At 71.8% G+C, this 8123-nt stretch carries 4 protein-coding genes and 1 pseudogene; 4 read left to right on the forward strand and 1 reads right to left on the reverse strand.

The features are described 5' to 3' along the window. Window positions 1-80: 80 nt before the first annotated feature. Window positions 81-1238, reverse strand: a complete 1158-nt coding sequence (locus BEP24_RS09675) for a hypothetical protein (protein WP_065962780.1) — start codon at window positions 1236-1238, stop codon at window positions 81-83. 337 nt (window positions 1239-1575) lie between these two features. On the opposite strand from BEP24_RS09675, the gene BEP24_RS09680 reads away from it, so the two are divergent. The 4 genes and pseudogenes from BEP24_RS09680 to BEP24_RS09695 all read left to right on the forward strand — a co-directional run bounded on the left by BEP24_RS09680 (window position 1576) and on the right by BEP24_RS09695 (window position 8091). Beyond that, window positions 1576-2940: an extracellular solute-binding protein gene (locus tag BEP24_RS09680; protein WP_065962782.1), complete on the forward strand. Its 1365-nt coding sequence runs from the start codon at window positions 1576-1578 to the stop codon at window positions 2938-2940. Further along, a pseudogene (locus BEP24_RS09685) lies at window positions 2937-3854 on the forward strand (sugar ABC transporter permease); the annotation flags it as partial. The gene BEP24_RS09680 and the pseudogene BEP24_RS09685, both read left to right, overlap by 4 nt. Before the next feature lie 182 nt (window positions 3855-4036). Then, entirely contained in the window at window positions 4037-4972 is a 936-nt protein-coding gene (locus BEP24_RS09690) for a carbohydrate ABC transporter permease (RefSeq protein WP_253181646.1), read from the forward strand. Beyond that, a complete protein-coding gene (locus BEP24_RS09695; RefSeq protein ID WP_253181647.1) occupies window positions 4969-8091 on the forward strand; it encodes a glycoside hydrolase family 2 TIM barrel-domain containing protein in 3123 nt (1040 codons plus the stop codon). The genes BEP24_RS09690 and BEP24_RS09695 overlap by 4 nt, the downstream gene beginning before the upstream one ends. The last annotated feature ends 32 nt before the right edge of the window (window positions 8092-8123 follow it).

Consider the following 8123-nt stretch of genomic DNA (forward strand, 5'->3'; position numbering starts at 1 on the left):
CGGCGGCGCCGAGTGTGACGGAAACGGCACGCTCGGTGCCGCCGGGCCGGCAGGACAGCGGGGCGGCAGGACAGCGGGCGTCAGGCCGGGACGGCGGGGCCGACCGGCCAGCGCAGGAGCGCAGCGGCCGCGGCACCGCCGGGCAGCGACGCCGCGTTCACGAGCACGAGCTCGGCGTCCGTGAGCACCGCCGCCCGCACGAGCGCGCACACGGCGGGTACCGCACCGACCACGGGCGTCCCGGCGGCCTGCTCCGGTGCGGTCGCGACCCACGGGGCGCCGGCGAGCGCCAGGAGCGTGCGGTCCCCGACCGCGACGGCGTCGAGCGCCACGACCGACCCCTGCGCCTGCTGCAGTGCGGACACCACGGAGCCGAGTCCGGTCACCGCGAGGTTGTCGCCGCGGCCGACGTGCGTGCGGAGCAGGTCCTCGAGGTCGTGCCGGCGGGTGGCGATCACCCGGGCGAGGGCGATCTCGACGTGCTCGACGAACGCCTGCCGCGCCGCGTCGTCCGACCGCGGGTCGACGGGCACGGTGGTGACGAGCGCACGCGCCTCGGTGGAGAGCGCCTTGACGAGCAGCTCCCGCGCGGTGACGTCCCCCGCGACGACGACGAGCCCGGGGCGCAGGCGGCGGACGGCCTCGTCCACGGCCCCGGCGACCTCGGCCGAGGTCTGCTTCCAGATCTCCTCGGTGTGGGCCTGCCAGTGCGGCTGCTTCCACCCGGTCCCGGCCTTCGCGTAGTGCAGGGTGTCGGTGCGGCCCTGCACCTGCTGCTCGTCGACGACCGACGGGGCGTGGCCGAGGCGGTAGGCGCGGAGGGTGCCGCCCTCACGGGTGACGTGCACGACCAGGAACGGCAGGTCGATCGGGCGGTGCGCGACGAGCGGCACCAGGTCGGGCACGGCCCCGACACCGATCGCCTCGGCACCGTGCAGGTGCCCGGGGAGCACCTCGCTGAGGACGAGCTCGCCGTCGTGGACGAGCACGTACCGGGCCACCGGCGACGGGACGCCCGGTTCCTGCTCGAACTCGGCGGCGATCGTGTCCACCACGTCGGCGCTCGCGCCCTGGGCACGCAGGGACTCCTCGACCGCCCGGAGCTTCAGGGCCGCCTGCCGCCGGGGGTCCTCGACGTTGCCGGACACGTCGGCGTAGGCCCACGCCCACGTGCCACCGCCCTCCAGCCGCTCCCCCAGGATCCCGTGCAGTTCGCTCGTCGCGTTGGTGGACGTCATGACAGCTCCTCTCGGCGGTGCGCCGGGGCGTCACGAACCCCGACGTGTCGTGTGCGGTCCACCATCCCCCTGCCCGGCCGGGCGTGCGCACGGCTCGGAGCCGACACCCAGCCGGGACGGCTCCGTGCGACCGCCGACCAGTAACCAGCGACCCGTAACCAGCGACCCGTAACCAGCAACCACCGACCACCGACCGGCGCGCCTCCCGGCGCCCCTACCGGCCCAGGTAACGACCAGCCGTGAAAAGCCGTGAACGCCTTCGTGAAAACACAGCGGCGCTCGGTTCCGTGCTCTACTGGCGGAGAACCCGATCCGACGACGAACCGGAGCTCAGGCAATGACGCCAACACCATCTGGACGACAGCTGTCGAGAAGAAACCTGCTCAGCCTCGGGCTCGGCACGGCTGCGGCGGGCTTGCTCGCCGGCTGTGCCGTCCCGGGTTCGACCAACGTGAACAAGGCGGCGGTGATCCCGGCTGCGGCCGGTGGCGAGACCGTGCAGATCACGTACTGGGCGTGGCTCAAGGACCTGCAGAAGGTCTGCGACGTCTGGAACGCGAAGAACCCCCGCATCCAGGTCACCGCGAACTGGATCCCCGGCGGCAACAGCGGCGGGTACCAGAAGATGTACTCCGCGCTCGCGGCCGGCGGCGGTCCGGACATCGGGCAGGTCGAGCTCCGCCAGATCCCCGAGTTCATGCTCGCGAACGGCCTGGTGGACCTGGCCCGCTACGGCGCGAAGGACCTCCGGTCGAAGTACGACGACGCCGCCTGGGCCCAGGTCGAGTTCGTCGACGGCGTCTACGGCATCCCCCAGGACACCGGTCCGATGGGCTTCTACTACCAGACCGCGATCCTCGAGCAGGCCGGCGGCGAACCCCCGACGACGTGGGACGAGTGGAAGGTCCTGGCCGACAAGGTCCGGAAGACCGGCAAGCAGAACTACCTCGAGGTGTTCCCGGTCGCCGACGCGTCGCCCTTCGCCGCGTACGCCCAGCAGGCCGGCGCGCGGTGGTTCAAGGTCGACGGCGACGAGTGGGTGATCGACATGACCGACGACGCCACGCTGCGGGTCGCCGCGTTCTTCGACGGCTGCATCGACGACGGGCTCGTCGACACCTCGGCCGGCGCCTACACCCCCGGCTGGTACGCCGCGTGCGCGAACGGTCGGATCGCCGCCGTCACGAGCGCGAGCTGGGGCGACGCCCTCATCCAGTCCATCCAGGGCGGCGAGGGCAAGTGGAAGGTCGCGCCGATGCAGAAGTGGGACGCGTCCGGGTTCGGCTCGAGCGCGATCGGCGGCTCGAGCGCCGCGGTCCTGGCGAACGCGAAGCACCCGAAGGAGGCGCTCGAGTTCATCACCTGGATGACCACGTCGAAGGAGGGCATCGACGCGATGATCAAGTACTGCGGCATCGGGTGGTCCCCCGCGAAGGACTACATCGGAGCAGCGCGCCAGCAACCGAGCGCGTGGTTCTCCGGGCAGGACTACAACGAGGAGGTCTTCGCCCCCGCGGCGAAGGAGCAGAACATCGACTGGTCGTGGTCCCCCGTGACCCAGTCGGCGTTCACGAGCCTGCAGAACCAGTTCCGGCGCAAGCTCACCGGCGGCCTGAAGCTGACCGACGCCGTCGAGCTCGCCCAGCGGGAGATCGTCCAGTCCTTCAAGGACAAGGGCCTCAGCGTGAGGACGGCACGATGACCGCCACCCAGCCGCGCTCCGGCTACCGCACGAGCACCAGGGCCACGAGCGCCCAGAAGCGCGCCCCGTGGATCCTCCTCGCCCCGTTCCTCGCGCTGTTCGTCCTGACGTTCATCATCCCGATCATCAGCGCGCTGTTCCAGAGCTTCACCACCGTCGACCGCGAGGGGCTCTTCGGCGAGGACGGCGTCACCGGCCGCTTCGCCGGCTTCGACAACTACGCGATCGCGCTGCAGGACTCCGGGTTCGTCGCGTCGATCGGCCGCATGCTCCTGTTCGGCATCGTGCAGGTGCCGGTGATGATCATCGCGTGCACGATCCTCGCGCTCCTGCTCGAGTCGGCGAGCGCCCGCTGGCCGGCGTTCTTCCGCGCGGTCTACTTCATGCCGTACGGCGTCCCGGGCGTCATCGCGACGATCCTGTGGTCGTTCCTGTACGTGCCCGGCCTGTCCCCGATCATCGACCTGCTCCAGGCGGTGGGGCTGCAGCCGGACTTCCTCGGCGCGAACAGCGTGCTGTGGTCGATCGCGAACATCGTCACGTGGACCTACACGGGCTACAACATGCTCATCATCGTGGCGCAGCTGAAGTCCATCCCCGGTGAGGTCTACGAGGCTGCCAAGATGGACGGCGCCGGCCCCTTCCAGGTCGCCTGGCGGATCCAGATCCCGCTCATCGCCCCGGCACTCGTCCTCACGACGGTGTTCTCGATCATCGGCACGCTGCAGCTCTTCGCCGAGCCGCAGATCCTGTCCACGGTCGCCCCGGCGATCGACACCGAGTACACGCCGAACTACGCCGCCTACACGAACGCGTTCGCCTTCAACGAGTACGGCGTCGCGAGTGCGCAGGCCGTGATCATCGCGTTGGCCGCGTTCGTCCTGTCGTTCGCGTTCCTCGCCCTGACGAACCGTCCGCCGAAGCACGAACGCGACCAGGACCGTCGCGCGAAGCGTGACGGCCGGGAGGCGCGGCGCGCCCTCCAGACGCGCGGTACCACCGGCGGGCCCACCCGCCCGGCGACCGGCGTCGCCCACCGCAGCACGACCACGGGAGCCGCCACGGGCCTCCCGGCTGACCGCAAGGGGGCGGAAGCATGACCAGCGAAGCGATCGAGGCACCTGCGACGAAGCAGAACGCCCTCCCGGTCGACACCACGTCGATCACCGCGCACCAGCGGCGCAAGCTCGACCGGACCCCGACCTCGCAGATCGTCGTCACCGCCATCCTGGTGATCGTCGCGGTCTACTTCCTGGTGCCGCTGTACTGGGTCGTGATCGCCGCCACGAAGACGACCGGCGCGCTGTTCGCGACGAACGGGTTCTGGTTCGGCGGCGAGTTCGCCCTGTTCAGCAACATCCAGCAGGTGTTCTCGTACGACGGCGGCATCTTCGTCCGGTGGATCGCGAACAGCGTCCTCTACTCCGGCGTCGGCGCGGTCCTCGCGACCTACTTCGCCGCGGCCGGCGGGTACGCCCTGGCGAAGTACGAGTTCCGCGGCCGCCAGCTCGTGTTCGGCACGATCCTCGGCGGTGTGCTCGTGCCGGGGACCGCGACGGCGCTGCCGCTGTTCCTGCTGTTCTCGACCATGGGCCTGACCGACACGTACTGGAGCGTGCTCATCCCGAGCCTGGTGTCGCCGTTCGGCCTGTTCCTGTGCCGGGTGTACGCGTCGGCATCGGTGGACACGGCACTCCTCGAGCAGGCGCGCATCGACGGCGCCGGCGAGATGCGGATCTTCCACACGATCGTGCTCCGCCAGCTGACGCCGGCGCTCGTCACGGTGTTCCTGTTCCAGGTGGTCGGGATCTGGAACAACTTCTTCCTGCCGCTCATCATGCTGGCAGACCAGAAGCTGTACCCGATCACACTGGGGCTGAACAACTGGCGCGCGCAGGTGGACCGGTTGCCCGAGTTCTACCAGCTCACCACCGGCGGGGTGCTCGTCTCGGTCATCCCGCTCGTCATCGCCATCATCGTCCTGCAGCGCTTCTGGCGCGGGGGCCTCACGGAAGGATCGGTCAAGGGTTGACCATCGCTGCTCACTCGTCCTCCACCCACTCCGCCCCGGAGGCAGCCGCCTCCGACCCCGCCGCGACCGCGCTCGCCGAACTCGCCTCGACGGCACCGGGTTCGGACACCCGGCTCGCCCCGAGGGCGTGGCTCCACACCGACGCCCCGTCCCTGTCGCTCGACGGGGAGTGGGACTTCCGGTGGTCGCCGGTCGCGGACGTCCCGGTGCCGGGGGTGGCCTCGGCGCCGTCCGGAGCGTCGTCGGGGGTGGAGGACGAGTGGGGCAGCATCCCCGTCCCGTCGCACTGGGTCCTGCACGGACACGGTGCGCCGAGCTACACGAACCTGCAGTACCCGTTCCCCATCGACCCGCCGCACCCGCCGGAGGAGAACCCCACCGGTGACCACCGCCGAACGTTCTCGTTGCCGTCGTCGTTCGACGCGGCCGACCGGGTGCTGCTCCGGTTCGACGGGGTCGAGTCGCACGTCCGGGTGTGGCTGAACGGCGAGCTCGTCGGGTGGTCGACCGGGTCGCGCCTGGCCACCGAGTTCGACGTGACCGCACTGCTGGTGCCGGGCGAGAACGAGCTGCTCGTCCGCGTGCACCAGTGGAGTGCGGCCTCGTACCTCGAGGACCAGGACCAGTGGTGGCTGCCGGGCATCTTCCGGTCGGTCACGCTGCTCGCCCGGCCGACCGCGCCCGTCGACGACGTCTTCGTGCGCGCCGGCTGGACCGCGACGCTCGGGGACGCCGCCACCGCCGGCACCGCCGCCTCGGGCCGTCCGTCGACCGGGACCGGCACCATCACGTTCCCGACGCTCGACGCGGCGTTCCCGGTGCGGTTCACCGTGCCCTCGCTCGACGTCGACGTCACGTGGGCCACCGCCGACGACGTCGCACCGATCACGGTCGAGGGCGTCGAGCCGTGGAGCGCCGAGCTCCCGCGGCTGTACGACGCCCAGGTGTCCACCGGCACCGCGGCCGGCGGGCGGACGGGCGGCGAGACCGTGTCGCTGCGCCTCGGCTTCCGCACGGTGCAGATCGTCGGCGACCGGTTCCTGGTGAACGGCGAGCGCGTGGTCTTCCACGGTGTGAACCGGCACGAGACCCACCCCGTCCGCGGCCGGGTGTTCGACGAGGAGCACGCCCGCGCGGACATGGCGCTCATGAAGCGGAACAACGTCAACGCGATCCGCACCTCGCACTACCCGCCGCACCCCCGCGTGCTCGACCTGGCCGACGAGCTCGGGTTCTGGGTCGTGCTCGAGTGCGACCTCGAGACGCACGGCTTCCTGTTCACCGACTGGGTCGGCAACCCCTCCGACGACCCCGCGTGGCGCGACGCCTACCTGGACCGGATCGCCCGCACGGTCGAGCGGGACAAGAACCACGCGTCCATCGTCATGTGGTCGCTCGGCAACGAGTCCGGCACCGGGCGGAACCTCGCCGCGATGGCGCAGTGGGTGCACGACCGCGACGACGAGCGGCCCGTGCACTACGAGGGCGACTACACGGGCGCCTACACCGACGTGTACTCGCGGATGTACCCGACGCTGCAGGAGACCGAGTCGATCGGCGGCGGCCCCGCGACCCCGCTGCTCGGCTGCGGTCCCGCCGAGGCCGCCCGACAGCGGTCGAAGCCGTTCCTGCACTGCGAGTACGTGCACGCGATGGGCAACGGCCCGGGGCAGATCGCCGAGTACGAGGCGCTCGTCGACAAGTACCCGCGCCTGCACGGCGGTTTCGTGTGGGAGTGGCGCGACCACGGGCTGCTCGCCCGGACCGCGTCAGGCGAGGACTACTACGCGTACGGCGGTGACTTCGGCGAGGTCGTGCACGACGGCAACTTCGTGATGGACGGTCTCGTGCTGCCCGACGACACCCCGACCCCGGGTCTGGCCGAGTTCGCCGCGGTCGTCGCGCCGATCCGGTTCTCGGTGTCCGACACCACGCTGCTCGTCGAGAACCGCTTCCACTCGGCGTCGACCGCCGGACTGCGGTTCTGCTGGACGCTCAGCCGGAACGGCGTCGTGGAGTCGTCGGGCCGGTTCGCGCCCGGGGTGGTCGCCGCCCGGCAGTCGGCCACGGTGCCCGTCCCCGACGAGGTCCTCGCCGCCGCGGCCGACACCGCAGCACTCGCCCCCGGCGACGAACTGTGGTTCGACGTGACCGCGGAGCTGGCGGGGCCGACCGCGTGGGCCGACACCGGCCACGTCGTCGCACGCACCCAGCGGCTCGTCGCGAGCCGACCGGGAGACGTACCACGGGCCTCCGGCACCGGGTGGGAGGGCGACCGTCTCGGCGACGGGACCTTCACCGCCCGGGGTGACCTGGTGTCCTGGAAGGGCCACGAGGTCGCCGGACCGCGGCTCGAGCTCTGGCGCGCACCGACCGACAACGACAGCCTCGCCTCGCAGGGCGGCTACGAGACGGCCGACCCGGTGCTCACCCAGGGTGTCGGCGACCCGACCGCGCCGCCCTCGGCCACCCGGTGGCGCGAGCGCGGCCTCGACCGGCTGACGCACCGGCTCGTCGCGGTGACGCGGACCGAGCACGGGCTCGAGCAGCGTGTGCGGGTGGCCGCGGCGAACAGCGGGTGGGGCGTCGACGTCACCCACCGCTGGACCCTGACGGACGCCGGGCTGCTGCTGCAGACCGACGCGGTGCCGTTCGGCGCGTGGGACGTCACCTGGCCCCGGATCGGCGTGCGGTTCGACCTGCCCGCGGCACTGCTCGACGACGAGGCGACCTGGTTCGGCACCGGACCGGCGGAGTCGTACGCCGACTCGTCGCACGCCGCGCGGGTCGGGCGGTTCTCGGCGCCGGTGCGTGCGCTCGGGGTCGAGTACTCGATGCCGCAGGAGACCGGACACCGGCCGTCCCTGCGTGCGCTGTCGGTGGGGCCGTTCACCGTGACCTCCGTCGGGGCGCACCGGGCGGGCTTCACGCTCTCGCCGTGGACCGCGCAGCAACTGACCCGGGCGATGCACCCGTACGAGCTGCCCACGCCGGACCACGCGTACCTGTACCTCGACGCGGCGCAGCACGGGCTGGGGTCGCGGGCGTGCGGGCTCGACGTGCTGCCGGAGCACCAGCTGTGGCCGCAGGCGTTCTCGTGGAGCGTGGTGCTCGGGTAGCGGGGGCGGGCCGCGGGCGCGGCGCGGCCCCG

Source organism: Curtobacterium sp. UCD-KPL2560, from assembly GCF_001705035.1.
Taxonomy (GTDB): domain Bacteria; phylum Actinomycetota; class Actinomycetes; order Actinomycetales; family Microbacteriaceae; genus Curtobacterium.